20 protein-coding genes are annotated in these 26,634 nt (G+C 45.0%); 3 read left to right on the plus strand and 17 right to left on the minus strand.

Going from position 1 to position 26,634, the window contains the following annotated elements:
- Positions 1–32: 32 nt before the first annotated feature.
- The gene (locus tag SynPROS91_RS10035; protein WP_186516480.1) at positions 33–3,320 is read right to left on the minus strand and encodes a hypothetical protein; all 3,288 of its coding nucleotides are present in this window, start codon (positions 3,318–3,320) and stop codon (positions 33–35) included.
- A gap of 998 nt (positions 3,321–4,318) precedes the next feature.
- Here SynPROS91_RS10035 and SynPROS91_RS10040 point away from each other — a divergent pair.
- A complete protein-coding gene (locus tag SynPROS91_RS10040; RefSeq protein ID WP_186516481.1) occupies positions 4,319–7,261 on the plus strand; it encodes a hypothetical protein in 2,943 nt (980 codons plus the stop codon).
- Positions 7,262–7,309: 48 nt separating this feature from the next.
- On the opposite strand, the gene SynPROS91_RS10045 is transcribed toward SynPROS91_RS10040, so the two are convergent.
- Genes SynPROS91_RS10045 through SynPROS91_RS10060 form a run of 4 tightly spaced genes read right to left on the minus strand, consistent with a single transcriptional unit; the run spans position 7,310 to position 13,030 of the window.
- On the minus strand, positions 7,310–8,647 hold the full coding sequence (locus SynPROS91_RS10045) for an HlyD family efflux transporter periplasmic adaptor subunit (RefSeq protein WP_186516482.1): 1,338 nt from the start codon (positions 8,645–8,647) through the stop codon (positions 7,310–7,312).
- A gap of 14 nt (positions 8,648–8,661) precedes the next feature.
- Positions 8,662–11,655, minus strand: coding sequence for a peptidase domain-containing ABC transporter (locus SynPROS91_RS10050; protein WP_186516484.1), 2,994 nt, complete (start codon positions 11,653–11,655; stop codon positions 8,662–8,664).
- Positions 11,656–11,657: 2 nt separating this feature from the next.
- Positions 11,658–12,317, minus strand: a complete 660-nt coding sequence (locus SynPROS91_RS10055; protein WP_186516486.1) for a hypothetical protein — start codon at positions 12,315–12,317, stop codon at positions 11,658–11,660.
- A complete protein-coding gene (locus tag SynPROS91_RS10060; RefSeq protein WP_186516487.1) occupies positions 12,317–13,030 on the minus strand; it encodes a hypothetical protein in 714 nt (237 codons plus the stop codon). The genes SynPROS91_RS10055 and SynPROS91_RS10060 overlap by 1 nt, the downstream gene beginning before the upstream one ends.
- Before the next feature lie 337 nt (positions 13,031–13,367).
- Here SynPROS91_RS10060 and SynPROS91_RS10065 point away from each other — a divergent pair, with 337 nt between their 5' ends.
- Positions 13,368–13,886 carry a MarR family transcriptional regulator gene (locus tag SynPROS91_RS10065; protein ID WP_186516488.1) on the plus strand — a complete coding sequence of 173 codons (519 nt, stop codon included), beginning with the start codon at positions 13,368–13,370 and terminating at the stop codon, positions 13,884–13,886.
- Between the two features lie 292 nt (positions 13,887–14,178).
- On the opposite strand, the gene SynPROS91_RS10070 is transcribed toward SynPROS91_RS10065, so the two are convergent.
- The 10 genes from SynPROS91_RS10070 to SynPROS91_RS10110 all read right to left on the minus strand — a co-directional run bounded on the left by SynPROS91_RS10070 (position 14,179) and on the right by SynPROS91_RS10110 (position 21,124).
- Positions 14,179–14,976, minus strand: coding sequence for a hypothetical protein (locus SynPROS91_RS10070; protein ID WP_186516489.1), 798 nt, complete (start codon positions 14,974–14,976; stop codon positions 14,179–14,181).
- Position 14,977: 1 nt separating this feature from the next.
- The gene (locus SynPROS91_RS12090; RefSeq protein WP_370586765.1) at positions 14,978–15,232 is read right to left on the minus strand and encodes a DUF6447 family protein; all 255 of its coding nucleotides are present in this window, start codon (positions 15,230–15,232) and stop codon (positions 14,978–14,980) included.
- 324 nt (positions 15,233–15,556) lie between these two features.
- Positions 15,557–16,099, minus strand: a complete 543-nt coding sequence (locus SynPROS91_RS10075) for a hypothetical protein (protein ID WP_186516490.1) — start codon at positions 16,097–16,099, stop codon at positions 15,557–15,559.
- A gap of 8 nt (positions 16,100–16,107) precedes the next feature.
- Complete coding sequence (locus tag SynPROS91_RS10080) at positions 16,108–16,356, minus strand: hypothetical protein (RefSeq protein WP_186516491.1); 249 nt, start codon at positions 16,354–16,356, stop codon at positions 16,108–16,110.
- Between the two features lie 1,004 nt (positions 16,357–17,360).
- The gene (locus SynPROS91_RS10085; protein ID WP_186516492.1) at positions 17,361–17,642 is read right to left on the minus strand and encodes a hypothetical protein; all 282 of its coding nucleotides are present in this window, start codon (positions 17,640–17,642) and stop codon (positions 17,361–17,363) included.
- 32 nt (positions 17,643–17,674) lie between these two features.
- Complete coding sequence (locus SynPROS91_RS10090) at positions 17,675–17,812, minus strand: hypothetical protein (RefSeq protein ID WP_186516493.1); 138 nt, start codon at positions 17,810–17,812, stop codon at positions 17,675–17,677.
- A gap of 616 nt (positions 17,813–18,428) precedes the next feature.
- Positions 18,429–18,848 (minus strand): hypothetical protein, encoded by a 420-nt coding sequence (locus SynPROS91_RS10095; RefSeq protein ID WP_186516494.1) that lies wholly within the window; start codon positions 18,846–18,848, stop codon positions 18,429–18,431.
- Positions 18,849–18,945: 97 nt separating this feature from the next.
- Positions 18,946–19,413 (minus strand): hypothetical protein, encoded by a 468-nt coding sequence (locus SynPROS91_RS10100; RefSeq protein WP_186516495.1) that lies wholly within the window; start codon positions 19,411–19,413, stop codon positions 18,946–18,948.
- Between the two features lie 88 nt (positions 19,414–19,501).
- Positions 19,502–20,110: a hypothetical protein gene (locus SynPROS91_RS10105; RefSeq protein WP_186516497.1), complete on the minus strand. Its 609-nt coding sequence runs from the start codon at positions 20,108–20,110 to the stop codon at positions 19,502–19,504.
- Between the two features lie 78 nt (positions 20,111–20,188).
- Positions 20,189–21,124 (minus strand): hypothetical protein, encoded by a 936-nt coding sequence (locus tag SynPROS91_RS10110; protein ID WP_186516499.1) that lies wholly within the window; start codon positions 21,122–21,124, stop codon positions 20,189–20,191.
- A 725-nt stretch (positions 21,125–21,849) separates the two neighbouring features.
- On the opposite strand from SynPROS91_RS10110, the gene SynPROS91_RS10115 reads away from it, so the two are divergent.
- Positions 21,850–25,746, plus strand: a complete 3,897-nt coding sequence (locus SynPROS91_RS10115) for a hypothetical protein (RefSeq protein ID WP_186516501.1) — start codon at positions 21,850–21,852, stop codon at positions 25,744–25,746.
- Positions 25,747–25,890: 144 nt separating this feature from the next.
- Here the strand turns inward: SynPROS91_RS10115 and SynPROS91_RS10120 are convergent, their stop codons facing one another.
- Together SynPROS91_RS10120 and SynPROS91_RS10125 are read right to left on the minus strand one after the other, a co-directional pair.
- Positions 25,891–26,256, minus strand: a complete 366-nt coding sequence (locus tag SynPROS91_RS10120; protein ID WP_186516503.1) for a hypothetical protein — start codon at positions 26,254–26,256, stop codon at positions 25,891–25,893.
- Positions 26,235–26,393, minus strand: coding sequence for a hypothetical protein (locus tag SynPROS91_RS10125; protein ID WP_222929393.1), 159 nt, complete (start codon positions 26,391–26,393; stop codon positions 26,235–26,237). The genes SynPROS91_RS10120 and SynPROS91_RS10125 overlap by 22 nt, the downstream gene beginning before the upstream one ends.
- Positions 26,394–26,634: the final 241 nt, after the last annotated feature.

The following is a 26,634-nucleotide window of genomic DNA, read 5'->3' on the forward strand; positions in this document are numbered from 1 at the left end:
CGAAAAGCAGCGTTTGTGCCACGGTCAGCCGATCATTCATTGCTGGAACTGAAAGCTGAAGCACTGGAGTTGGACTCCACAACCAAGTTGCCTTCGCCGTAGAGAATCACTTCGGCACCGGAAATACCCACGGTTTCGGAGCTGCTCTGGCTGCTGGCTTGTCCTTGGCTTGTCATGGCAGTCACGTAGCTGCTGTCTTCTGCAATCGCCACAACATCGGAGTCGGAGGTGACGACTGTTGATGTCACATCGTCAGCAAGAATCCCAACGCTCTTGCTTGTATGAACGGCTTCTGCATTGCCGTATTCGGTGGAGCTGAGTGTATCGATCGACTGCAGGCTTTCTCCGCGAATTCCGCTGGTGCCGTATCCCGTGCTGAGAATTGAATCATCCAAGCCAACACTGGTGGATTCGCTGATATTCGAGCTGTCACCGGAGAGGGTGAGCCCAAGCAAGCTCACATCAACTTCACTGCTTCCGCTGACGCTCCCTTCGAGGCCACCACCTTGGACGGTGCCGCCTTGAATTCCACGACCGGTGAGCTCAGCGGAGATGCCAACGTTGCCACTGAAGCTCTCAGCTGTGAGCTCTGCTTGAAGCAGGCCTGAGCCGGAAATATCACCGGTTCCATCAAGGCTAATGATGCCGGTGTCGTCGAGAGATGCGCCGATCGATTGGAGCTCAGCTGCAATCGAGGCTTGACCACCTTCGGCAGCACTGATCAGGTCGACCACATGGCTGGAGTCAAGACTGATGCCGCCACTATCGCTGACGCTGATCGAGTCTCCAGATGCACCTCGGTACGCCGCCACCGAGGAATCAAGCGCCAAGCTTGCATGGTCTCCGCTATCGCTACCCGAGGAGTTGGCAATGAGATCGAGCTCATTGCTTGCACTCAGATCAACGGTTCCGTCTTGACCGGAGGTGATGCTGCTGGATTCGGCTGCCGCCACGTTGATGGTGACATCAGCGGTGGCAACCCCTTCTTGGCTGCTGGCGGTAGCGACGACTGTGCCATCGACATCAATTGCCGTGTCTTGATCAGATCCGCTGTTCAGATCAAGATCATCAAGACCACCAATTTCAACAGCATTTTCACCATCAATGGCGGCGATGTTGAGCTCTGCGTCACCATCGATGCTCGAGGCCTCCAGCGACACATCGAAGTCAGTATCGGCGCTGAAGGTGAGCGAGTCGCCACTGCTGACAGCATCCTCAACAGCCTCAGCCCCCGTTGCTGCGGACTGCTGATTGGCGTTGAAGCTTGCGCTCGAATCACCAGAGAAGCTCGAGCTCTCAATAGACACACTCATGTCGGAGCTGAGTGTTAATGCTGCATCGCTATCACTGTCGAGAACACCGTTGAGGCTGACAAGCTCGTCAATCGTGAGTTCCGCATCTGCGGTGCCATCAACCGATGATGCCAGCAGGTTGAGATCGGCATCAACATCACTGCCAAGAGTGATTTCACCTTCTGCATCCAGCTGATCCACTGAAATGCCATCGACTGTTCCTGCGTTCGTGCTGGCCTTTGCATTGCCAGTCATGGAACTTGCGCCGTTGGTGCTGCTCAGCCCCAGAGTTGCCAATAGTTCAGCATCGCCTTCAACATCGATGCTCTGTGAATTGAGGCCAAGCAGAGCTGAGAGCTGGGAGCGACTTTCAGCCGTTCCATCAACGCTGCTGGCATCACCGGCCAATGATGCCAGAGCATCAGCGATCAGGGTTGCATCGCCAGAGCTCAGCAGTGTGGTGAGTGCAAGGGCTTCCTGTTCTCCCAGTTCGGAAACAGCTTGAGCGTCGCCTGCAATGGTTTCGGCGAGTTGCTGGAGCGTGGTTGATGCGGAGGCATCGAAGCTGATGGCATCACCGCTTGTTGATTCGGCATCAACGCCGTATACATAAGTTGCAGAACCACGACTTGTGGCGTTGTCTTCGTTGCTGACGGAATGGCCGTCGAAATCAAGGGTGGTGTCTGCCTCAGCAGTGATTGTTGAGCCAGAACTAATGCTTTCGGCATCTAAACCAGCAAGATAATTTTGAAGCTCTTCTGTACTGGCTGTCGCAAGAACGCTGCTTGCTACTGCGTCTCCACCGAGGAAGTTGTTGACGATGAGCTGGACTTTTCCGCCGGCCTCTTGTGTACCAAGTTCGATGCCAACTTGGTGATCTCCATTTGAGGAGGTGGCGGATGCTCCACCGATGCTTTGGGCGTTTTGATCGAGAACAACGTCTTGATCTGCGGTGATGACTGTGTCGCCTCCGCTTTGGAGCTGAGCATCAGCTTCAACGGCAACACTTTCAGCAACCGTGCTGGCAGCACTGGCGTCACCATCGCTACTGCGGGACGTCTGCTCAATACTGAAATCAACGGTCGCATCGGCGTCGAACCCTGCACCCGTTGTGGAATCACCCAGGCTGATGCCGCCACCATCGTGGATGACAGAAGCGGTTAGGGCATCCCCTGATTCGCTGCTTGCCAATTCATTGATGGCAGCCTTGGTCTCAGCATCTAGCTCGAGGCTGCCACTGATCTCCGCATTGTTAGCACCATCGGAATCACCATCGATCTCGAGACCTAATAGCTCAAGCAGGTCGGAGGTGCTTGAGGCATCCCCACTCTGACTACTGCTCGTGTAACTGAGAGAAACGTCAGCGTTGCTGGCGATGACAGACGAACCCTGAACCAGTAGGTCAGCTGTGCTGGAGCCAAGAATCGCGTCGATTGTGTTGGTGGCTTCAGCATCACCAGCTGCTGATTCGGCCGCTCCACTAAAGCTTGCAGCTACATCGCTGCTTGCAACCCAGTGGCCACCAGCGCTGATTTGCTCAAAATCTGAACCGCTGAGTCGTTCGCCGTCAATAACGACAGAGGCATCTTCGTGGGTTGATTCAGCGGTGTTGCTGAGATCGAGACCGACGTCACTCGTTACGGTTCCTTGCGCTCCAATTTCAGCGCTGGCTTGATCACCGCCGACACCCACCACATCAAAGGATGTAGTGGTGTCTGCTTTGCCGTGAACGGAGGTACTGGTACTACTGCTTTTCGCATCTAAGTCTGTGACGAGAAGAGTATTTCCACCACTGATCAGTGCTGCTTCAACAGCATTGCCAGTGGTCTCGTCGTTCAGATCCTCGAGACGGATCCCGAAGGCTTCTAGAAGTGCATCAGAAGAGCTTGCTTGCCCTGTGCTGCTGCTGTCAGAGCTCAGATCAGCATCAACAACAGTTGAAGCTTGAAATTCGCCACCAGTCTCTGCACCACTGAAGGAGGCACCCTCAGTAAGTAGCTCTTCGTAGATGACTGAGTCGCCTGCCACGAGTGGTCCTCAATGGTGATGAGTGTGCAGAGATGTCTGCTGACAAGACCATCATTACTTGATCACCAGTGGCTCGTGAATGTGCGCCGTACATGAATGTCGAGTCTTTCCTCGCTGTATAGACAGAGGTAGTCCTTGGCGAGAGATTGGTGTCTTAACGAAGCCTTGATAAATAATAAGCTTGTCTGCTAAATCAATCCGCTTGATTTGCATTGCTCTGTATAGCTTTGCATGGACAGGGTATGTAATTTCATTTCATCTGAAATCTCATTGCTGCTAGTTTTGCTCGAGCGTATAGACGCTAGTTCGCAAGAGTGGAAATGGCTAGAAAAGGAAAAGTGTCCTCTAAATGCCTGCAGTTTTTGGCTTTGAGGTGGCACTCAAATGCAGTAGCAGCAATGCTTTTGGCTTTCTTGTGTCATTGGGCTTGGACTCGGTTAATAATTTTAATTCTTTCAGTATTTGCCCTATAAGTATTTTTAAAGAGCTACTGTGTACACATAGATATACGAGACTGTGTTCTCTATCTTGTTGACATTCTGCATCTTTGCGTTCAATATGTTGAGTGTCTGGGACGGTTGTGTGCGTATTCAGCATCGCTTCTCGAAATCCTGTGTTTGCCTCGTTTGCCGCTATTCGGTTGATGCTTTTGGGCATCGATTGAAAATGTATAAAAATCTCGATTGCTGTATTGCTGCGTCTATACGCTGGCCTGCTGTTGTTATGCGTTGCGTGAGCAATTTGTATGAATGGATACGTAAATATGAGCCTTCTTGCTGGCTGATTAATAATGCTGATCAGTCACTTGGCGCTTTTGCCTGCCTGATCAGCCAAAGGAGATGGAACCACAGGTCTGTTTCAGTGCAGACTCCTGCTGCCCAAACCAACCCTATTCAACAGGTGATGTTCGGGTCAGTTCATTCAGGGCTTACGTTTGCCGATTTGTTCCGACGGGTCGGTAGGGCGTCTTGGTCGGATGTTGAACGGAGGGCTTGTTGATGGCTCGCAGTCGTAAGGGCAAAACAAAGGACATCAACCTTGACTCAGATTCCAATCGGCTCACTTTGGAAGGAGCTCTGACAGTTGCTTCGATTGGCCTGCTCATCGCCCTGGTGATGCAGCAAGAGGCCCAAGCCTCAATGGGTGATGAAAGCATCAGTAATGTCCAACCGCAATGGGATATCAGCCGAGGCCTACCAAGCGATGCATCTTCAAGACCAATCACGACCGATCAACTGTCAGCAGGTCAATATCAACTACCTGCACTGCCGCAATTCAGTAATTCGATACCCAATGATTCAAGCTTTGGCTCGCCTTCTAATCTTCCCTTAACCAATTACACGAGTGCATCAACGAGTTTGTTCCCTTCTGCGCTTCCTGGAACGTTGCAGAAATTAGGAGTAGGAGGCACTGGCGCATCTGGGTCAACTCAGGGCGGGAGTACAACACAGTCTCTCGACGATGATGACAAAACAACCTTCCCAGAGATTCCTGTATCGAACAATCCAGATGAAATAGTGGGCCCAGGTGATCCAGATCTATCAACCAATCTAGGAGATGCAGGGAATCCAGGTGATCTATCAGAGCCTGGGGAGATAAATCTTCGAGAAACATCGCTGCCAGATCAATCTTTTGGTGGTCTTGCTATTGATGGACCTATGGATGGGGCAACTGTTTATATTGACTTTAATGATAATGATTACTTTGACCCTTCTGATTGGTATACGTATACTGATAGCTTAGGTGAGTTTGATTTTGATTTTGATTTTGCGGATTCTTCGTATGGACTCGACAAATGGGAAGATGATATTTCTTTGATTCGATCAGACGGGGAAACTTATGCTCTAAATGCGGATCTAGACCATACTGTTCATATTATTGGTGGCACTGATACGATTTCTGGATCCTTGAATCGTCACTCAATGATGGCATCATTAGCAGAAATGGTTGGAATTAATGAAGATCAAGATGATTTTGTGATTAGCCCAATGACAACCCTCGTGGAGGGCTTAAGGCAAGGTTTGGCCAGTCAAGGACAAGTTATAACGACTGAGTTTGCAGAAGAACAAATCATGTCCTTATTAGGGTTAGATCCAGAGGTTATCAGTGATTTGTCGTCGTATAATCCCTTCTCGGAGATAGAAATAGAGACTAATTCTGAAGCCGCGACTGATTATAGAATTAAAGCATCTCAGCTTTATAATCTTGGATATGTTTCTAATGAGATTGTTCAAGAAAATGAATTCACAGGGTTAGGTTCCATTGCCGTCAATCTTCTTGGAGCAGCTACAAATGCTGAAGGTCAACTAAATGCTATTAATCTTTCAGAGACAGATGATCTGCGATCATTCTTTTCTATCTATCAGAAAGAAGGTAAAACAGCGGTTTCTGATGTGGCAGTTGATTCCTTGATTAGTGTAGTTGCTTCTGGTAATGAGGCAATTCAAGAGAGCGGTGCATCACAAGAGGTTTTGTCTGTTATTCATAGCGACCAATCGTTAGATGGTCTTACAACTTCTACAGTTACTAATGCCGATTTTGATGGCTTTAGGAATCAATTACATCAAACACTAGCTGCAGATTTAAGCTCTGAAGAAGGAGGTAGTGCGTCTGTTGTTTGGCAAGACCGTTCTTTAGAGATGAGTGATTCTGAAATCACGAACTCTGTGGAGGCACATCTTGGAATCCCTGAACTGTCGGACTCTCAGGGTTTTTCTACGTTGCCTGGATTGGATGTACAGTCAACTCATGAAGGTGAAACCAATGCATTTGCGGTCGATGCCAATGCTGAAGTCACAACGAATGAAATTGTCAGTTTGATTCGTGATTCTGTCATTGATTATAGAGCTTTAGGCGGTAATGTCCAAAATGAACCTGCTTTGTTGCTCGCAGAAAATTACCACGATGTGAATATCTCTGCAGACAATGCTTCCGCTGATGCAGATCTTCTTCACCAAACACGAGTTCTTGAGCGATCTAAGTTAGTTCTAGGAGGTCAGTCAGATACTCTTAAGCTACATGCTGAAACTGACCTTAATATCTCGATTTTTGAGGCTGTTGACTATGAACTTGATGGCCATATCTCTAGTATAGCGCTAGATTTTAGTACCCTTGATATGGGTGGTGGCGATGATAATGTTGTCCTGACAAGTAATATCTCTGCGCAATTGGAAGCACCAGACACATTAGAAGATTTGCTTGATGAAATGGTTTTTGAAGATATAGCTCTTAGCGACTCTGTTCTGCTAGGTGGTGGTGGTAATGATACCTTGGTTGTTGAAGGCTCACAGCGGAGTTCAATTCATGGTGGAAATGATAATGATGACTTGTATTTGATAGGAGACTCTATTCTTACATCTCTATATGGCGATGATGGAGATGATCGGTTGTTTGGTACTCTGCATGCCGAATCCTTATTTGGAGGCGATGGTAATGATCTATTGTTAAGTAATGGTGGTGCCGATATATTGGAAGGTGGTCAAGGAAGTGATATCTTTGTGATCACTATTGATAATGCGATAAGCCTGGGTGTTTTTGACGAGCTCTCGGATTTCGAAAAAGGTTTAATTAGCGGAGAAACAATGTTAGATATTCCTCGTATTCTTGATTTCAACATTATGGAAGGTGACTCTGTCGCTTTACGCGGAAAAAGTATTGGCTTAGTTGATGCCGCCGGCGAGAGTACTGTTGAACAAGATCTCTATTCCTATAATGATAAACAGGCAAATATGGATCAGCAGATATTATTGACTACAACATTTAATGATTTCTTCTTTTCTGGCAACACACAACATGACGAGGGATATGCCCTTCTAGATGATACGGATATGTTAATGCAGATTACAGGACAGGGTGAACTTAATATGATTGGGTATTTAGAGTCGACATCTGTGCCTTCTCACAATTCATTTTTCACAGAGGACATTAATTTAGTGGCATAGTGATAAGCAATAGTCTAAGTTTTTAAAGCATGTAACCTCGATAAAGATTTAAAATTGCTCGACTTTGGGTTTGTCAAAGATTTTTGCAATCATAGATATTAGTGGCTTTTCACCAATTTTGATCATCGCTGTTACTGCCATTCCTGATCTCAAGGGAATTTGTTTTCCTGCAATTTTAACGAATCTCTCTTCTAAGCTCACTTTGCCAGGAAAGTAAGAAGCACGTGGCGAGAGTTTGTCTGGTGGCAACATGCTACTTCCTATATCAGAAAGCCTTCCTTTTAATGCACCAAAATCAGAGAATGAATAGGCATCAAGACGAAGATCAACGGGCATCCCAGGCACCAACATACCTACATTCCCATCAGGTATTGTAAGCTTGGCGATGTCCAAATCATCCGGGATCACTTGAAGTAACTCCTCTCCTGTTGAAACTAATTGACCAGATGCTTTGCCAAGATTAAACACTTTACCTGATACAGTTGCTTTAACAACAGTGAGCTTAATTCGATTACGTAGTTCTGATAATCGGTTGAATGCTGATGCGCGCTGCTCTAGCGCAGATGTTTCTAGCCTTTCGGAATCAAGTTCAGTTCGTCCGTCAGCACTACTTGAAATTAAACTTTGCATCTGAGCTCTACTCTTTGCCTTACTTAATTCAATAGCCATACTTTCAATCGTTGCTTCAAGATTATCAACTTTGTTAGACTGCTCTAAAGCTTGTAGTTCTGAGACAGCTTTTAGGTCGGCGAGATTTTGGTAACGCTGACTAATATCCTTAGCCGTGATTAGTTCTTTTTTCTTGCTTTCTAATGATCTTGCAGCTTGTCTAACGAGAAAATTTGCTTGTTCAAGTTCAGTCATTGAATTCTTACTTTTAATATCGTCTTGCATTTCTAGAAAATTTGCACGTTCCTGTAATACAGAGAGGACATCAGGATCATCCACAGAAAAAGTTTCAAAATCTTCTGCGCCAAGATTTTTATTATTTCTCAGTTTATACGATGCTAATTCCAGCTCTTTTTGTCCGAAGACAGACTTCGCTTTCTTCGCTTGGCTAACTTCTTCGCTATTTTCTAAGAGTAATAGTACATCCCCAGCCTTAACAAATTGACCATTTTTTACATAGACTTCTTTGATGACTTTAGTTAGAGGGGAAATGATCTTTTCTGTTCCTTCGGATGACTCAATAACCCCACGCACTTGTACTGTTTCATCCATCTTTCCAACAATTCCGATGAAAAGAGCGATGCCCGAGCCAACGAGCATGATCCAGATAATACTTCTGGAAAACTTAAGGCTTTGCTTGCCTAGCCCAAGTCGTTTGTTCGTCCTGAACTTTGGCTCAGTCTTTTTTGATGTTTTTGGTGCTAGTTGAGAGTCCATTGCCGGACATATTCTTAACTCATTTTAGCAGCTTGTTGGGTAAATAGGCTGTAGTAGGCACCTTTTTTTCCGAGAAGTTCATCATGTCCGCCCATTTCTACGACTTCTCCTGAGCCCATCAAAACGATGATGTCGGCGTTAACGATAGACGATAGTCGATGCGTCACATACAAGACCGTTTGGCCCTTTAGTTTATTCATAAGGTTTTCACTCACTTTTCTTTCTGTCTGGTAGTCGAGAGCTGATGTTGCTTCATCCATAATCAAGACACTGGGCTTTTGCAGGATGGTTCTAGCAATAGCCAATCGCTGTCTCTGTCCACCCGATAAATTTGAACCTCTTTCGCCTACTTTTGTATCAAACTTGGCGGGAAGATCTCTTATGAATTCATCAGAACAACTAATTTCTACTGCTTCATCGATTTCCATCTGTGAGGCCGAAGGGTTTGTAAGTGTGATGTTTTCCAAAATACTTCCATCAAATAGTAATGTATCCTGGGGAACAATTCCAATTTGTTTGCGGAGAGAATAGAGTTCTAATTTTGATATATCCATGTCGTCCACAAGGATTTTTCCTTTTTCTGCTTCATAAAGCCTTGGCAAGAGCTTGGTTGCAGTACTTTTACCAGATCCGCTTAGTCCAACGACTGCTACAAAAGATCCTGCCGGTATTTTAAGATTTAAACCTTTCAATAAAAATGGTGCTGAGGGGTTGTATCGGAACCAAATGTCTTCATACTCAATGTCTCCTTTTAGGTTTGGAACTGTTGGCTTTTTTAATTCATCAACTCCTGTTTCTTGCGGGTGATTGAGGATATCACCAAGGCGTTCCATTGATAAATTGATTTCCTGAAAGTTTTGCCAAATTTGCGAAAGTCTCAACACTGGACTGGTTACAAAACCAGCAATCATTCGAAAAGCAATCATCCCACCCATTGTCATTTTTCCCTCTACGACTAGTGCAGCGCCCATCCATACGACCATCAAGCTCGATGTTTTATTAATGAGAGTACTGATCGAACTATTTGCTGTTCCAATTACTGTATTCCCAAAACCATCAGCCACATAATCCACATATAGGTCTTGCCATTTCCATCGTGTTCGTAATTCAATACCTTGAGATTTTACTGTTTGTATGCCCGACAATACTTCCACTAAATGAGATTGAGTTTTGGCTGCAGCTACTGACTTGGCTTGAATTTGTTTTCGTACTTTTGGGGAGAAATAGTAAGTAACTCCAATCAATGCAGGTATCACTGCAACTGTCACGAGTGTTAACTGCCAGCTATAGATAAGCATTACAAACACATAGAGGAGCGAAAATACTGCATCAAGAACGGCAGTTAGAGCTGTTCCTGTTAGAAACTTTCGAATATTTTCGAGTTCACCGATTCTATTTGACAATTCACCGACTGGCCTTCGGTCAAAGAACTTGAGAGGTAGTTTAAGCATATGGTCGATTACTTTGCTCCCTAATGCAACGTCAATTCTGTTGGTTGTATCTACAAATAGAAATGTCCTCACGCTTTGCAAAGCTACTTCAATGACCGCAAAAAGTATCAGCAATGTCCCTAAAGTTGCTAGTGTGCCGGGCGCATTGTTGATAATTACTTTGTCAATGATCTGTTGAATAAGAAGTGGATTGGCTAGGCCAAAGAGTTGTACAAATAGCGAGGATAATAACACTTCTCCAAGGACAACTCTGTACTTCCCTAAAGAGGGTAGAAACCACTTTAAGCTAAAGTTATCTTCAGGTGTTTGGTCTGTTTTTGTTGTTAGAAGGATTTGTATTGCTTCTTCTCCCTCGGGTGCTAGTTCTTCTAGATCAATATCTGCGATACCTTTACTTGGCACAGCAACTTGGCAGCTTATATTGCTTGCTGAAGCTATCATGACCAGCTCTGAGTCCCTTAATGTTAGAGCCGGCAGCTCAAGTTTATAGAGTTCGCTTGTTTTACAACTTGTGATTTGTGTACGTAGGCCAAGTGTTTCGCATATTGCACCAGCAAGAGGAAGTGTTATTCCACCATATCTCTCGGTTTGATCGCGGAGGATTCTAAGGATCATCTCTCGCTTTATTGGTACACCTATTGTTTCGCAGAGCATTCTTAGGCATGCTGCAGAGCCCTCAACGGGCCCCTTTCCTTTCCGATAAGTAAGATCTATTTCTTCTTTATCATCTATATATTCTGGCTCGTAATCTTCTTCCACGATCTCTAAATCTGTTTCCTCTAAATCCCGGATTTCATCAAAAAGGTTAATCGTTGTTTCTGTATTTTCTTCGTCTATCTTTGTTCCACTTAAGGCTTCTCTCAGGGCATTCTTATCGATTCCCACCAAGCGATAGGTTGCTTTTTCTTTGAATAGATTTTGCAGATCCTTGTCAATGATTTTTCCATGTTGTTGTCCTCCACTGATGTACCATAAATAATTAAGCTTGCTTAGTTCACCAGCATTTTTTTGATTTGCAAGGCATACTCTAAATGTTTTTATTGTTTGATCTATGATTTGCAAGGTACTAATTTTGCAGTCTGGATGCCTTTTTAGGACTGTTGAGGTGGCTTCAAATAACTCTGCCTTTGCTGCATGACTACTCCAGTACTTTCTTGCTTGAATAGATTTTGAAAAAATTTGCGATATTACACGTTTATCTATACGTAAGCTAATCACTGAAGATGAGCATAGTGCTGTTTCACAGCTTCGACCTCTGAGTACTCCAACCCAGCCAATTGATTGACCAGGTGCACATAATTCTATTGTTTCGATATCCCCAGTTCGCAGATCTTTTCCTACAATCCTTATGCGCCCTTCAACTAATAGGTAAACAAAGTTTGCTGTCTCTTCTGCCCTTAGTAATGTCTGTCCAATTTTTCCTCTTACTAATTCCGAATTCTGCGAAAGAAATGATTTTTCATTTTCCTCTAACTGTTTAAATGGTTGAAAGTAGTTGAGTAGTTTTAGTATTCTTGGCGCATTAACGCTATTTTTGGAATCAGGACTCGTAGTCATTATTAACCCGTTATGGCGTTGACTGTTTTCTGTAGCTCAATATTAAAAAGTTCGTCCAGTAGCTTTTCTTCCATCTCTGGAGTGAGGATGGCCTCAATAATGTGCTCAACAATTGCTATGACGATTGTTTTTTGAATGACAACGGGCTTATTTAGATTTCCTATATTTTCTTTGGTTGATATGGCACGTATTTGCTCATTTGCTTTGCTTAATGGCATAGGCCCTACAATACCTTTGGTGTACTTCTCTGGTCCAAGGGAGTATTCAAATGCTAATTCTGGGATCTCACATTCTCCATTTTTTAGGCGCAGATACAGCTCTTCTGCTAGGCCAATATCATTAAGCCTTAACATTGAGTAAACTACTTGATCTAAATCTCGTTTTCTTTTGTAGAAATAATCATTCAGTTGAGGTCTTAACCATTCTTCTTTGATGAATTCGCGTCGCAAATCTGTTAGTTCTTTATCTGGCTCTTCTTCTTGCTTTTTCTCAATAAATACTGCATATCTCCTGTTGCTATGGTCTACTTGTGAAAGTAGTTTTTCCTGCCCAATATTGTAAATAATTGGTCTCCAACTTCCCGTGCTTGTGAGATGTTCAAGTAGCCACTGGTTTTGTTTCCCAGACTCGTCCAATATCTTTTTAAATTGTTCTTGATCCATTAAATTACTTCACTCATATCTACTTCTTCTAATTGATCAAATGTATCCCCCTGGAACGTTACTTCTTCCTCTGAGTTTGAGTTGTCTTCCCAACGAACTGAGAAACCCTGCTCTTCTGCAATACTCTCTAATACCTCAACTCGTATCTCTAGGCCTGAGTCTTCCCCACGAATTGAATCCTCTAAGTTCATAAATCGACCCACTAGTTCGTTCCAATCTTTTGGTGGGACAATCACTTCATCAGTGTTAGTGTTTTCAGTGGGTTGTTTATTCCCCATGAATTCCACTCTTGTTCGTTCAGTATTTGAACTCATCTCAGCAATCATTTCTTCCATTGATGCCAGTCTTAAATCAATTAAACTTTTGCTCCCTTCTACTTGCATCAAGGTTGTATGAGCTCTTTGTTCAATTTCTTCTATTCTTTCATTTAATTGGTCAGATGAGCCAGCTTCCCCAAGCTGTACTCCTAGTATTTCACTTATTTCTTGTACGTTGCACTGATCTTTAAGAGCAAGTGTTATTGCAAGATGAAGGCTTCCATTGGCTGCAATGTAAGCTTCGGCTAAAGACTCTAATACTTTGGTGTATTGCTTGCTTTGTTCTTTGCAAACTTGTTTAAAGGAATCTAAAGTGCTTAGCTTGAAACGAGCGCTAAATGCTTTGAGTTCTTCTAGATATTCTTGATCTAAATTTGCGATCTCTTGATTGCTCATTAGGAGCTTGCTCGCCCGTATATACGCTTTCACTTGATTCTAACGCTGTTTTACTTTTTGTCATCCCATTAAAAAGCTATTAACGTATAATTGGCTACGTAATTCCTCCCATCACTACATATATAGGACACATGTATGTCTGATGTGCATGTATAGCATGTTCTTTATTTGCTTGCTTGCTGAGAAACTGTATACCTAAATACATTTTTCGCCATTTTATCCGATACAAGGATAATCTTGCAATATTGCTTTATATTTTTGTTATGGACTTTTCAATTTGCGCGATTATGGTAATTATACTCGTAACTTTTCTTTGATCCCCCTACCTTTTCATTAGATGGAAGTTCTGAAAGCTTTTTCTAAGTCCGAGGTCGAAATTATTCGATTAATTGCACTTCATCCAGGCGTGGTTTCTTCTTTTCTTGAGGATTCTTTGTCACTTGACCAGCCTCATGTCTCTAAAGTCTTAAAGAGATTATTGAGTAAGGGTTATATACGTAGAATTAAAGTTGTTTCTACTGGCAAAAGAGATCTACTTCGTTATTATATAAATCCTAGTTATGGAGTCCAGTCTGTCTATTCTCTAATTGACAAAGATATGGACAACCTCGTAGAAGCTTTTTCAACACGTCATAGTACTATTTATAGGTTTTTGGCTGCACTCTATGATGTTGATTCTGTTGCATTCTCTGCTTTCAATGCTGCATTGCAGGAGGTTCTTCTGCTACGGCAACAAGATGATGCATTATCGTCCTCTTCTTCAATGTCATGTATGGATGATTCATCTGCAAGGTTAAAGCATCGGAACCGTTTGGCAGTTAGGTTTTGGCGCAAGGCCAGGTTAGTCGATGGCTAATCTATGAATATATATATTGCTATTTTGCTTGTTTTTCTTGGCTTTAATCTAGCTGGCAAGATTAGACCCGGTGAACCTTGGATTTTACGTTGGGCTTGGCTTTTTACTATCAGCATGCTTGCATTCGGTATCAGTAATGGGACTAATTCTGAATTTTATCAGTGGTTGGTTGGATCTTTGCAAGGTTTACTGCTTTCTGTATTTGTCTGCGAAATGAGGCTTTTTTGGCTAAAGTATTATTCATCTCGCAAGTAATGTTCGCAGTTGAACACTGGTAAAGCCTTTCCTAAGCTCAGCAATATTTGTTCAGAAAGTGAATTACTGATAGGTTTGAGTATTCGTATGAATAGGCTTCCTTTTCTGCGATTTTGATTTGCAAGGGTACATTCCTGTAAATCTTTGAGTTTATTTGTTTATTGTAAATCTGTTCTGGTGATAGTTTGATGCCTAATGGTATTGGTTTGAAATTTATTCCACCATTCTTGCAGCTTTGGGCTACATGAATTGCTTCATGATTTAACACTCTGAGCACTGCCATTGAGCCTTGTTCCATTTTATATTTCTCAATTTTGATTGTTTGAAGTCCTGGTTGCCATACGGCTGCTGCTCCTGTTTTCCCTGGATCTGCAATTGCTACGGTTACACCAGCATCTCTTAGAGCCCTTAATAGATTTTTTATTTGTTCTCTCGTTCCGTTGACCTTCATTTTATTTTTTTCTGCGCTCTCTTCTATTTGTTTTTTTGTTTTCGGTGCGTCTCCTTTTTTTGCCTTGTATCTATATTTCTTGCTTCCTAAATTGTCTATAATAATTCTTGCCTCGAATTCGTGATCACCTTTATTCATAAGGCTCGAAGCCATCTTAAATCCATAGTTAGTTGCGATATTTACTTCTGTACTTTTTAGCCGTTTGTCTTCTGGAATGATTTTATTCAGTTCTCCATCTCGTTTTAAGTTTGGAATTGGTAGAGTTCTTTTGAGAATGTCTTTTGGAACTACCCAGCTTGTTAAGGCAACTGCTGTGAGGATGTAGAACTTTTTGTTTGATCTTAACTTGAATATTAATGATTTAACCCCAATTGTGCGTAGCATTCTAGTCTTCGACTGGGGTTACTTCGGTGAGTTTTCTTTTTAGCTGTGAGGCAAGAACTTGTCTACCAACTGCCACAACTCTGAGTTGATCTTGTGCGTGCTTGAGTTGTGATTCTGCTGTTTGAAGGCCACGTACTAATCTCTTCAGCTCGTCAGACATGTCATTAAGGTTATAGCGTTTCCCTTCAAAATTCAGGACGGCCCTACGATCTTTGCTTTGTGCTGGGCTCATCGCAGGCATATTCAGTCTAGACATGCCTATTTTACTGGTCTGTCAACCCTTCTGATCTGGCTTCATGCTGTTGCTCTTGTTGCTGTAAGCGGCTCAAACTCGTCGTCGTTATTCCAGCGATGGCTCTCGTCTACAGGATTGGTTGAGATAGTGCTGAGGTTGTAGATCCTACTTTGGGGCACATTCTGCTTAAAGTGAACTCTCCTGTTCACTTCAGATTGTTTGCTTTCATAATGATTCTTCAGATGGTTAGTGTGCTTTTGGTCCCAGCGCACAGTCACCATGGTTTGTGCATTTCAAGGCCCTCTTGTTTCATTTTCTAACTTTTGTTTGCCCTACTGCTTCTGTTTACACTAATGCTTCCAATCGTGAGCTAAACGGTGCGTGAGGTGGTGACCTTTGGCGTTGATTTGTTCGGTTAGGGGTTGTAGATTCCTGCCGAAAACAACTATCCTTCAGCTTTATCGATTTTGTGCTTGCATTAATCTTTCTGCCAATTAATGTGCTGCTCAGGACTCGGATTTTGTAAGGAGGACTCTTCAGACTGCCTGCCGGTAGGGGCAGTTTTAGGGTGTCTCTCAAGAGGGAAACGAGCTTGTCCTTGAAGTGGTTCTGGCCATAGCCACGAACTTTGTCCTCACGCTGTTTCAGGCACTGTCGATAGTTGGGAAACAGTGCCTGAGTTGGATCGGAGCCTGGTCCTTCAAGAGTGCCAACGTTAGTGTTGATTGCGGCCTCACCGTCACCCCACAACTGGTCATCAAAGATCAGGAAGTCATTGGCCCATTCGGCCAAACGATCGGTTGAAAGGAGCACCTCCTTTTCGGCCTCCGAGCGGGCCAGGGATGTGACATCTTTGGATATCGCACGCCGCGCTTCCGCCGGATCCATGGGAAGAGCTAATTAGCGGCTTCCTTGAGCGAAAGGCAGGCACTCCCTACGTCGAGCTTCAGGAGATCTACCGCCACTTGGAGATCAACCCTGAAAAGCAAAACGGCACTAACGCCAAAAGGATCACTGAGCTTGCTGCCGAGGTCGGGTGGGTGAAGTCCCGGAAGCGAGTTGGCGGGCAGGGGGAGCGGGTAAACGCTTTCTTCCCTGAACGGGTCAAATCCAGGTGTCCTGGCTGACCAGACCTTTTTGGGCAACTTCCCCCCTCTAACTACTTCTCTTTATTCAACTGTTTAAGGAAAAAGGTATGGACAGGGGGGACACGACGTAATCCAGTTGCACATCGCAACTGAGTTACGGCCACAGTCTCCACCGAGTCACCCCAATGGATCTGGGAGGGCTCCGGTCGTAACCAGGCTTACGCCGTCGAAGAGGCAGCCTTCAGACGGGGCAAGGGACTTGCTGTGTTGATGATCCCGACGAAAAGTGGCGTTTTCGTCGGATCGAAAAGTGATGTTTTCGGTCCGATCGTTTTTTCAGGTCAATAGTGGGGTTGCTGTGTAAGTGACCGGGCCCAGACGGCGTTTTGGGCCCGGATCTTTTCTTTAACCTTCAGATGGGGCAAGGACTTTGCTGTGTTGATGATCCCGACGAAAAGTGGCATTTTGATCGGGACTGTTTTCTCAGATCAAAGAACTTCGGCTTATACCTGTTTGCCGTAACAGCCGTTACGACTGAATTGATTACGGAGTTGTCTTTTCTTTCCAGTCAGTGATTGGCGGACGTTCGTATGGGTTCATTGGAACGCCATAGCTCTTGTCACGACCTTGGGTGTCTTGTGGGCCTTGGCTAGCGGGAAGCCTGTAGTTAGGGAATGGCCGTGATGCTTGCTTCATCCACCTTCCTATTGCTCGAATAAAATCAGTTTGTGCAGAATGGTTGGCAAATAAAAATAGCGCGTACTTAGTCTCACCACTACGAGACTTATACGTTAGATAGTTGTAATACTCATCTCCATCTTCGTCGAATCTATAACCTATAAGATCGGACCTCTGTATTCCGCCTTGTCCTTCTACCCACATTGCGGGACCTTGAAACCTGACTCTGCATTTGTTCTTTATTTCTCTGCACCAAGCGTCGTGGTAACTCTTAGGACCATCTTTGAATAATGCCGTGGGGAAGTCGGCATCTCCAAAATCAGCTCTTACGGGCAGACAGATAACGATTGAGGTAATGGCAAATATGGCGAGGCTGAGCTTTCTCATTTGCCCTCCAAACAGTGAAATCCGTGATATTTAGATATTACCTTCTGCTCGATTGTGGTGCTTCCTTTCCACAATGCTCCCTGTATTTCGCATTGAGTCATATCAGTCATTTCAATTTTTTCTAGAGCTGCATCCTCAGCCCAGCCTTTGTGCAGGATCAGCCAAACAGATCCAGCATTCGCAGGGGCGACCAATTGCTGATCAGCCTCAGGCTGAGCTTGTGCCGAGAGTGGGACTCCACCGAGCAGCAAGGGCAACATCAGAAAAAGCCCTTTCATTGCCGCTATTCAAAAGCTGGTCCCAGTCTGGCTTACGCAATGCGAATTACGTCATAGCCGCATTTGATGGACTCGATGCCCGCTGGTTGCGTTGATGCCCAGTCCGCACATCCAATCGAGCTGGCGCTTACAAGCACCACCGCTCCTTGATTCTTCTGTGTCTCGGCCATCGGCTCAAGCTCACACAACGTTTTGCAGGCCACCGCTGCACGCCCATGTGGCTATGGCTATGAACCAGAAAGTGCTCATCACATCAGTGACTCAAGGAATCTCCACAAGCCAACTGCCTAGCCTCACCAAAGTCCTAGGCGGGAGTCACCTCAGCTCTTTTCTCTTGGAGCGGTGGGCGCAACGCCATATCCAAAAGCGTTATGCAGTAGCTCCTGTCTGCCCTCCCGAGGACGACCTGAAAGAACAGAATTAATTACTTGGCGTGCAGGCATTAGGAATCAGCATTTACAGAACTTGGGCTTACTCCTAAGCACGACAGGTTTATTGCTTGCTTCAGCCCACTGCAAACCAAAGCCTGCTGTGCAGCTGAAAAGGTAGATGCCACCACCCTGCCCCACCCGTGGATTGGCAGCGAACAAGGCAGCGCCTATAGCCATGAAGATCACCGCTTCAGACACTTTCTTGATCACAGCCAACCATCACTTGCCAATGAAATTCTGGCTCGCCACACAGCAATGACAGCCGTTGACAGCGGTGACGGCAATCAGCAAAAACTCAATTAAGACAGTCAGCGCCGGTAGGTCTGACCCCATTTCAAGAGTCCAAGCTGCAGCCCTAAGTCAGGTGATTCACTACAGCAATGCAGTAAGCAAGGTATTCCTCAGGACTCATGTCGCCCTTTGCATCATTGGTTTGCCAGCTGACGATCTGAAAGTCACACACTGGCTCAGCATTCCGATGGTCAACCGTTGGCAGCCGATAGAACTCTCTTCTGTAAGCGGACCCCCGGTCTTTGCTCTCAGCGTTGTCGTAGAGGCCAAGCAGCTCTGAATCCATTGCTTGCCCGTCATAAGGGTCAATTCCGTCTGACCGGTGCATCGCTTCATGGATCGCATCCATGGCTTCCTTCACCCGATAAGTCCCCCCTCTCTTCCGGTCGCGCTTCATCAATGAGATGGCTTTGCGATTAAGCCAACGCTTATAGGAATCTGAATCGCTCTTTACCCATAAAGGCGGGTCATAGGAAGTAGCCATGCCTCAATTATTGACCGCTGTCATCTCTCACCCTGGGGTGGGGGGTCTTTCTACGCAACCGACAGGAGCAAAGCTGCGGCAATGGTGAATCGCTTCATCATTCAGCCTCCGGGGTTTCCGAATCTTTTATTGATATAGAGCCGTCTGAGTTCATCTTGCCTGACTTGAAAGCCCCAACTGTGGCGACGAAGTGCCGCAGATCCGATTCGTGAGTTGTCCAAAACAATGCGAGGTGATGCCCCCCGTCATCGACCGTGAACGAGAGATAGGAGACGGTGTCGAAGCAGCAACTGGGGTCGATGGTGATGGACACGATTTGATCCGGAGTAATACCAATCGAACCATCGACTGACATCCGCCCGTTTAAGAAGGAGACTGTGCATCGCCTGCTGTGTCGACCACACCGCATCCCCCGCTTTGGACCAAACACAGGAATGATTCGATTTTCATCCTGTTCAGTAGAAATGCCGAGCACTGCAGTGGAATGCCTGGGGTACTGGCGATCATCGGCAAGGACAGGAACCGCCAGCAGAATTGGTAATAGTCCAGCGAATAGGCGCAGCAACTTAGCTTCCCAACAGCTATTACCTTGGCAAGACCTGCGGGACTTCACAACGGTTTGGGAGCCTTCTTTCATAAATCTATTACGTCAATCAATCAACTGATTGAAGGCGGATGCGTTCCTTCTCAGCCATTGCTGGGTTCAATTCAGCCCATTGCTTCATTGATGGATTGGCATCTAAGTAAGAATCATAATTACATTCATACTTATGTAGTTTAAAGTTGCACTTAGGCCCTTTTGCCTCCTCAAGTCCTTTCCAGTCTGCTGGTGCTGTTTCACAAGAGTTGTTCCAACCAACCTCTGGCTCAACGGCTGGACATCCATCATCAAAACCCACTGGTGCAACCTCTTCGAGAATTAATGAACCAGATAAATACAGTCCACTTCTTAATTCACTATTGCATTTCCAATCACTTTTCCCCGCAACTATTGCATTATTATTGCCTCTTCCAAACGCCCACCATCCATATTTACAACCAACTCTTTGGCAGTTCCCATTCCCTATGTATGCAAATTGAGACTGGCATTTGTTCCCAACACTAGTTTCTTTTGATGGCACTATTTCACCCTTCATAGCCCTTACGCATCCCGCATAGTCCTTGGCTTCAATGCAAAGCTTGTGAATCTTGGGTTCAACCTCAGCAAAGGCTGGAGTGCTCGCAAGCAGAGCTGGCAGAGCAAGAAGGAAAAGTCGTTTCATCTGGAAGCCAGGGTTAGGGCCATTGTCTCTCAACCGTCGCAACTTCCATTACGTCAAGGAAGAGCATTTATGAAAATATCAGGATAATGGGCATTCCTTCATCTCTTCTGCTTGTGCAGGAAAATTCTCAGTCCAACTCTTGAGTCCAGGACGCTCATTAAGGTATTCATGCCATAAGTCATCAGTACTTGCTGTGCGAGAATCAATTGGGACTTCGACATCAAGAGACTTTGAAACTGTACTAATTTTCTTTGTTAGACGCATATATGCTTTTGCGCTTTGACTATTGGAGCTGAGATCAATAAATTCACACCATGGCTTTTTCGGATTAGTTGTCAGAAGCGAATCTACCAACTCTGATCTTTGATTCCCCAACATTATCAAGATGTTCTCTTGCGCTGCTCGGAGCAAGTCTGGATCTTGTTTCTCAGATGGCGCAAGACCACTAACTCCATTGAGTATTGCCATTGTCTTGTGGTGTTGCCCCGTTGCACTAAGGGCAAGGGTTGATGGCGAACCATCCTCACTTAAATATTTGATAGTATAGAAATTTGTCTTGACATTTCCTATCAAAAAAGGTGTTACGAGAATCATAGGAGGGAAAATTATTGCGCTGACTGTTTGACTTATAAGTGCATCGGTTGATGTTGAGGACTCAGTGCCTAGGCCCCAGGAAACGAATCTATCTCTAGGAATTAAAATGTAAGGCGTCTTCTTTCGGTATTGGACCCTTAGCTTTGTACCGTCAGCAGAAGAAATGCCTACCTCGATAGGCTTCTCTAAGCCAGATAAATGCAGATTTAAAAGTGGGATTGTAATTGGATATTTAATTTTCGGCAAATTCAATTCACTGATTGAGTCGACGCCTGCTTTATCTAAAAATGCCTCACAAGTATCTTGCTGCGTATCAGTTAAGCCTGACGTACCACAATACTCAGGAATCTTGCCTGCGAAGGCAGCAGGCAAATGTGATGACAATAGTATCGGGAGAGCAAACAGGGGCAGTCGTTTCATCTGTAAGCCAGGGTTAAAAGAATTTTACTTGTTCATTAGCAACAAGTATTGCGTCAAACAATTCTAAACATCTGCGCAGCAGGGTTTTTAGCGCCTCCAGTCATAACGATTGCCACCTTTACTGTTGATGCCAAGGCCCAACAACGCGTCTAATTCGCGTACGGCACCAGCAGTGACGGATGGCTGCTTGTGTTTGATGCCAACTGCTTCCTTTGCTGCTGCTCGATCAAGTTGCTGCGCGATTGCGCCCAGAAGTAGGAATCAGCATTTACAGAACTTGGGCTTACTCCTAAGCACGACAGGTTTATTGCTTGCTACAGCCCACTGCAAACCAAAGCCTGCTGTGCAGCTGAAAAGGTAGATGCCACCACCCTGCCCCACCCGTGGATTGGCAGCGAACAAGGCAGCGCCTATAGCCATGAAGATCACCGCTTCCAATACTTTCTTGATCACAGCCACCCATTAAGCATGCTGATATCACTACTCCACCGACCACCGTAAAGGTGAAGTCGGAGTGTGAGAGCAATACATGGGTTGGCGATATGCGAGTTAATACGGATCAGAGGGCTTGATTCGTATACCTATTAGGTACTAGCAATACAGGAGGCTTCATAGTGCTTAAAAGGATGATGATCAAGGTGATTGATATATACGACTGATCAATACAGAGCAATATAGACACAATAAAATATCCGACTTATGAATAGGTTATAGAGCACAGAGCAATGTCTTCTCAGTACGAAATCAATTGGGATAAAACAATTGGAACTCCGGTCAATGACCACAATCAAGGTATTGTTGTCGATGAGCAAGGAAATATCAATATTGCGACCTCTTCAGCTTTAGGGAAAATACTCAGTTTCTACCAGTACAATGAGCATGGCCAGGAACTAAATAGCTTAGAGAATGTACTGCCTCAAGAATCACAAAATGGCTATTACACCGCTGCGCTTGGAGAACTAGCGAAAGGCATAAATGGTGAACTTATTTATACTGGCACCGTGGTCCCAGATACCAGAGGCGTTCAATATGGAAGTACGAATCAAAGTCTCGTAAAAATTACAAGTGATTTCACCGTTGGGAACAATAGAGAGTACATAAGCACCGGCAATAAATACGGTGGCAGCACAGCAGTTGATCAATCAGGAGACATCTACATTGCAGGACTTCAAACAACATATCCTGCTAACTATACCGAAGGTCTTCTAACTAAACTTGATGGCACAACAAACTCGATTGATTGGAGCAATGTTTTAGCCCCTCCAACGTCTCATTATTATACAGACTCATCACTTACTGATGTCGAGGTAGACTCATCTGGAAACATCTATGCAACAGCATATAGTCATAATCCTAGTGACAACCACTTGTATAAGGTGAATGATAGTGGAGTGGTGCTCTGGGAGAAGAATCTAGGTGGTGGTAGAGGTAGTGATGGATACTCTTCAAGTGTCACACTAGATTCCAACGACAATGCCTATGCGCTAAATAATGATGGAGTTCTTCAGCAATTTGCACCGGATGGTACTCCCGGGTGGTCGACGGATTTAACACCTGGAAATGATCAGCTTGGTTTTTCAGACCTTCTAATGAAAGACGGTAACATTTATGGAATAGGTCGACAAAGCGATGTCACAATAGACTCTTCTCCGGGTGAACCAATTGGCATCATTGAGGTATCCTCTGAGGGTAATATCAACTCTTTCGATCTTATTAACGGTCTGCCAGTAGAAAATTGGCATTTTGACCGATTTAGCTTCACAGAAGGATCCGGAGAAAATGAGTTCTACGTTACTGGAAATACATATGCTGAGAATGGATGGGATGCATATGTTGCTGGAATATCTAAAAATCAATCCTTTAGTGATGAACGTAACTTCTTAGACATAGAAGGAACTTATTCCGGAACTCTTGACGGGGTAGCTTTCTCGGATGTAAAAGAAATAGATTTAGGCGGTGGAACCGACGATGTGATATTTCATAATGAGGGTGGATATATGGATAGAATTGATGGAGGAGACGGAGACAACGATGGTGTGATTTTCAAAGGAGATGTTGATTCTGATTTTCATATAAGCAGTAATAGGCTGTCAAGTGATACTTATGGAGTTCTGGAAAATTTCGAGGCCGTAATCTTTGGAGAAGGACGTGATTCTGTTCAAATTAACGATATCAATGGCAATCAATACGTAATTGAGGCTGGAGGACTGCCTTATGTAGCTGAAGAGGCTCCGCCACAAGACGACACAATCTCCTCTATTGATCTCGACTTACTCACAATTAGTGGGATCAATCATGGCATTTTTGAGTATAGGCATCCTGGGATAGTAGATGATGGCTCTAGAGTTGAATTTAAAGGCTTTGAAAATGTTCAATTAGGCGATAGAGATGACCTTATTGTTATCGAACCTGGTGGTCGCTTGACCGGTTTTCTTGATGCAGGAGCTGGACATAACACCTTGCAGGTTCCGTCTGGAACAGAAGTTGATTTCGGAAATATTGGCGGTATTGGAGAAGTCATTGTTACTCCCCCCGGTGGTGGTGGTGGTGGTGGTGGTGGTCAACCACCCAGTAATAAAATTGTAGGAAGTTCAAGTGTCAATCAAGTTCATCTCACGGGCGGTAATTCTGGTGTTATTGATGGAACTACCTTTTCTGATATCCAGGATATTGATCTTAAGGCAGGCAATGATACGGCTACGGTTGACAACAATGGTTATCTTGATGGCGTATTAGATGGTGGGTCAGGTATTGACAAACTTGTATTTAATACAAATGATTCAGCTGGTCATATCAGAGTGGAGGAAGGCGGGGTTATAAACTCTCTTAGCGATAGCATTGCTAATCCAGAACCAATTTATCAAAACTTTGAAGTGATTGAACTTCTTGGTGGTGATGATGTTGTTGACGTTTTAGCTTATTCGGAGGATGCAGATATCAATAATCTAAGCTCCTACGAGATCGATGGTGGTGATGGATTTGATGACATTCATATTGATTTAAGCGATGTGCTATTCGCTCAGCTTGATCAAGGCGAAATTAATCAATTGCGTACTTTTATTGATGATCCAAATGGTAAGATATTAGATATTGACTTTGGCAGTGGAGATCTCAAGGCGGAAAACTTTGAACGAGCCTTCATCAATCAATCGTTCAATGAAGCACCAGTTGCAGAGGATGATCTTCTTTCTTTAGAAGCCGGTTCGATGAAACTGGCTGAGGTCCTTAGCAATGATTCAGATCCAGATGGAGATGATCTCACAATCACTTCCTTCTCGGATAACAGTGGTGTTAACGGATTCGCATCACTTGTCGGTGACGACATTCAGATTGATGCAAGCTTTTACGCTGACATGCTTCCTGGCAGCGACGATCTAACCGAGTTGGTTGATTACACCATCAGTGATGGTGAATTAACTGATGCTGCACAAATTACAGTCACGATCACCGCACCAGATGCTGATGGCACTGTGATCAGCACATCACTTGCTGACTTTGACTCCATCAGTTCTGATCTCCACGGCTCAATCATTGGTATCAACGCTGCTGCTGTTGATGTGGATGGTTCAGCCACGGTTCAAACCCCTGTTGTTCTGAACAGCGATAGCTCAGCATCCGTTGTTTCTGGTGATGCCAAAGCTGTTGCTGATACAACCTCGATTGAAGGCATCACGGATTCCAGCTTTGAGATCGCATCCGATCTGGATATGGCTGCAAGTGTTCAGTCCACTCTGGATTCCTCAGCAACAAGTACAAATGGCATTGCTGTATCGAGCAGCTTGATTGGAGCACAGCAAGGCATCGAACTCACTGATGTTGGTTCAGTTGATGCGGTTGATGTTGGTGGTATCGCCAACATTTCAGTGGGTTCAAGCATGAGTGCTGCATCTGTTGCTGAAACCGTTGGTAATGGAAGCGGTAACTCTGGTTCGCTTGGTGTTGACGGGTCTTGGTCTAACGCTATCGCTGATGATCATCTCGGCCTTGGATCAGGTGATCTTGGTGGCATCCTCGGAATTGATGTCGCCTCTGATGCGAGCATCTCTTCCTCGCTTGCATCATCACTTTCAGCCGATGCAACAGCTGATGCTGGTGTTGCTGTTTCTAATGTTGCTCTAAATGCCAGCACTTCCATGGAAGACCTGGCGGTTGAAGTTGGCGGCCTTGGTCTGGTTAGTTCGATCAACCAATCAGAGCTTGATTCCACTGCCAGCAGCACCACGGATGATGCCAGTGCCATTGGCCTTAACGAGCTGGCCAGCGGCATCCTCAATTCAGACTTCAACTTCTCTGATGTGGATTCAGTGATGTCAGCTCAGACCGTCTCTGAGATGGATGTTGATGCATCTACCACCACGGGTGATGCATGGTCGAGCTTGGATTCAGCTTCTGTTGGTTTTGAAGGAGCCACCACCAGCATTACCGGTGCTGCAGAGATCACAGCGATTGCATCAGATCAAGGCTTTGCTGAATCTGCGACTGTTGCCGGACAAGCCACAGCAATCGCTGATCAATCTGCCATCGGCATGGATGGTTATTCCATCAACAACAGCTCCGATCTGCAACTCACTGCACTAGCTGAGGTTGATTCGACTGCTGATAGTTCAGCAACGATGGTTTAACAAGGTGTTTGCCATCGGCAAACTGCACTAACAAAGGCGCAAAGAACTGCTTTCCCGAGGGTTAGTAGCCACGTAATGACCTGTGGTCTCTCGATGAATGTACGAGGGTGATTGAAGAGACAATTTGACGCAATCTCGATTACGTCACTGCCGAGCACGATGGACACGGTGCCCGCTGTTTGAGTTGATCCCCAAGCCCGTCATCCAGTCAAGCTGCTTGATGCATGCAACAACTGCTCCAGGATTCTTCTGTTGTTTTGCCTGACCAGCAGCAGCCATCAGCGTCTGAATTGACCATGCCAATAGCTCTTGCCTATCGATACCGGTCTCATCAACGTCGGCCTTGATTTGAGTCCAGGCACGTTTTAGCAGTTCATAACCACGAGCCCTGCTAATCCCCCACTCCTTTCTGGCAAAAGCAAGACAGGAAGTATTTGGCTCGCCCTCCAAGATCATGACTTGAAGTTGATCAACTCGTTCAGCAGTCTCTAATGCAGTAGCTCGTGCCATAGCCAGTCAGCCTCGGTGTTGAGCAAGTAAGTGATGAGATCTCGCTGGGTCATTGCCACGACTCCAGCGAATAACGGCACCAGACTCGACAGCATTTCTGGATGTCGGCGATGCGTTGATGCAAGGCAAGTTGTCACAATCAGTAGATCGGCGGAGATCATTCATCAAGAGACTAGAGGATTAGGCACGCCATCATCCAAACAATGACGACCCCTCTGAAACTCATCCTGAAGCTGTCTAATCACCAAATCACTAAACAACTAAAGGTGACATCTGCGACTCATTTAGCCACACAGATGAGCTTTCTCATTCTATCCGTATAGCTAGACTGAATAAGACAGGAAAAACTCTCTGGGGGTTTACAGCCTGGCAGAGAGC

This window comes from Synechococcus sp. PROS-9-1 (assembly GCF_014279775.1).
Lineage (GTDB): Bacteria > Cyanobacteriota > Cyanobacteriia > PCC-6307 > Cyanobiaceae > Synechococcus_C.

Excerpts from the sequence above, each read along its gene's own strand:
- SynPROS91_RS10040 (WP_186516481.1), top strand. The coding sequence starts at position 4,319 with ATGGCTCGCAGTCGTAAGGGCAAAACAAAGGACATCAACCTTGACTCA.
- SynPROS91_RS10045 (WP_186516482.1), bottom strand. The coding sequence starts at position 8,647 with ATGGACTCTCAACTAGCACCAAAAACATCAAAAAAGACTGAGCCAAAG.
- SynPROS91_RS10050 (WP_186516484.1), bottom strand. The coding sequence starts at position 11,655 with ATGACTACGAGTCCTGATTCCAAAAATAGCGTTAATGCGCCAAGAATA.
- SynPROS91_RS10055 (WP_186516486.1), bottom strand. The coding sequence starts at position 12,317 with ATGGATCAAGAACAATTTAAAAAGATATTGGACGAGTCTGGGAAACAA.
- SynPROS91_RS10060 (WP_186516487.1), bottom strand. The coding sequence starts at position 13,030 with ATGAGCAATCAAGAGATCGCAAATTTAGATCAAGAATATCTAGAAGAA.
- SynPROS91_RS10065 (WP_186516488.1), top strand. The coding sequence starts at position 13,368 with ATGGAAGTTCTGAAAGCTTTTTCTAAGTCCGAGGTCGAAATTATTCGA.
- SynPROS91_RS10070 (WP_186516489.1), bottom strand. The coding sequence starts at position 14,976 with ATGCTACGCACAATTGGGGTTAAATCATTAATATTCAAGTTAAGATCA.
- SynPROS91_RS12090 (WP_370586765.1), bottom strand. The coding sequence starts at position 15,232 with ATGTCTAGACTGAATATGCCTGCGATGAGCCCAGCACAAAGCAAAGAT.
- SynPROS91_RS10075 (WP_186516490.1), bottom strand. The coding sequence starts at position 16,099 with ATGGATCCGGCGGAAGCGCGGCGTGCGATATCCAAAGATGTCACATCC.
- SynPROS91_RS10085 (WP_186516492.1), bottom strand. The coding sequence starts at position 17,642 with ATGAAAGGGCTTTTTCTGATGTTGCCCTTGCTGCTCGGTGGAGTCCCA.
- SynPROS91_RS10090 (WP_186516493.1), bottom strand. The coding sequence starts at position 17,812 with ATGGCCGAGACACAGAAGAATCAAGGAGCGGTGGTGCTTGTAAGCGCC.
- SynPROS91_RS10095 (WP_186516494.1), bottom strand. The coding sequence starts at position 18,848 with ATGGCTACTTCCTATGACCCGCCTTTATGGGTAAAGAGCGATTCAGAT.
- SynPROS91_RS10105 (WP_186516497.1), bottom strand. The coding sequence starts at position 20,110 with ATGAAACGACTTTTCCTTCTTGCTCTGCCAGCTCTGCTTGCGAGCACT.
- SynPROS91_RS10110 (WP_186516499.1), bottom strand. The coding sequence starts at position 21,124 with ATGAAACGACTGCCCCTGTTTGCTCTCCCGATACTATTGTCATCACAT.
- SynPROS91_RS10115 (WP_186516501.1), top strand. The coding sequence starts at position 21,850 with ATGTCTTCTCAGTACGAAATCAATTGGGATAAAACAATTGGAACTCCG.
- SynPROS91_RS10120 (WP_186516503.1), bottom strand. The coding sequence starts at position 26,256 with ATGGCACGAGCTACTGCATTAGAGACTGCTGAACGAGTTGATCAACTT.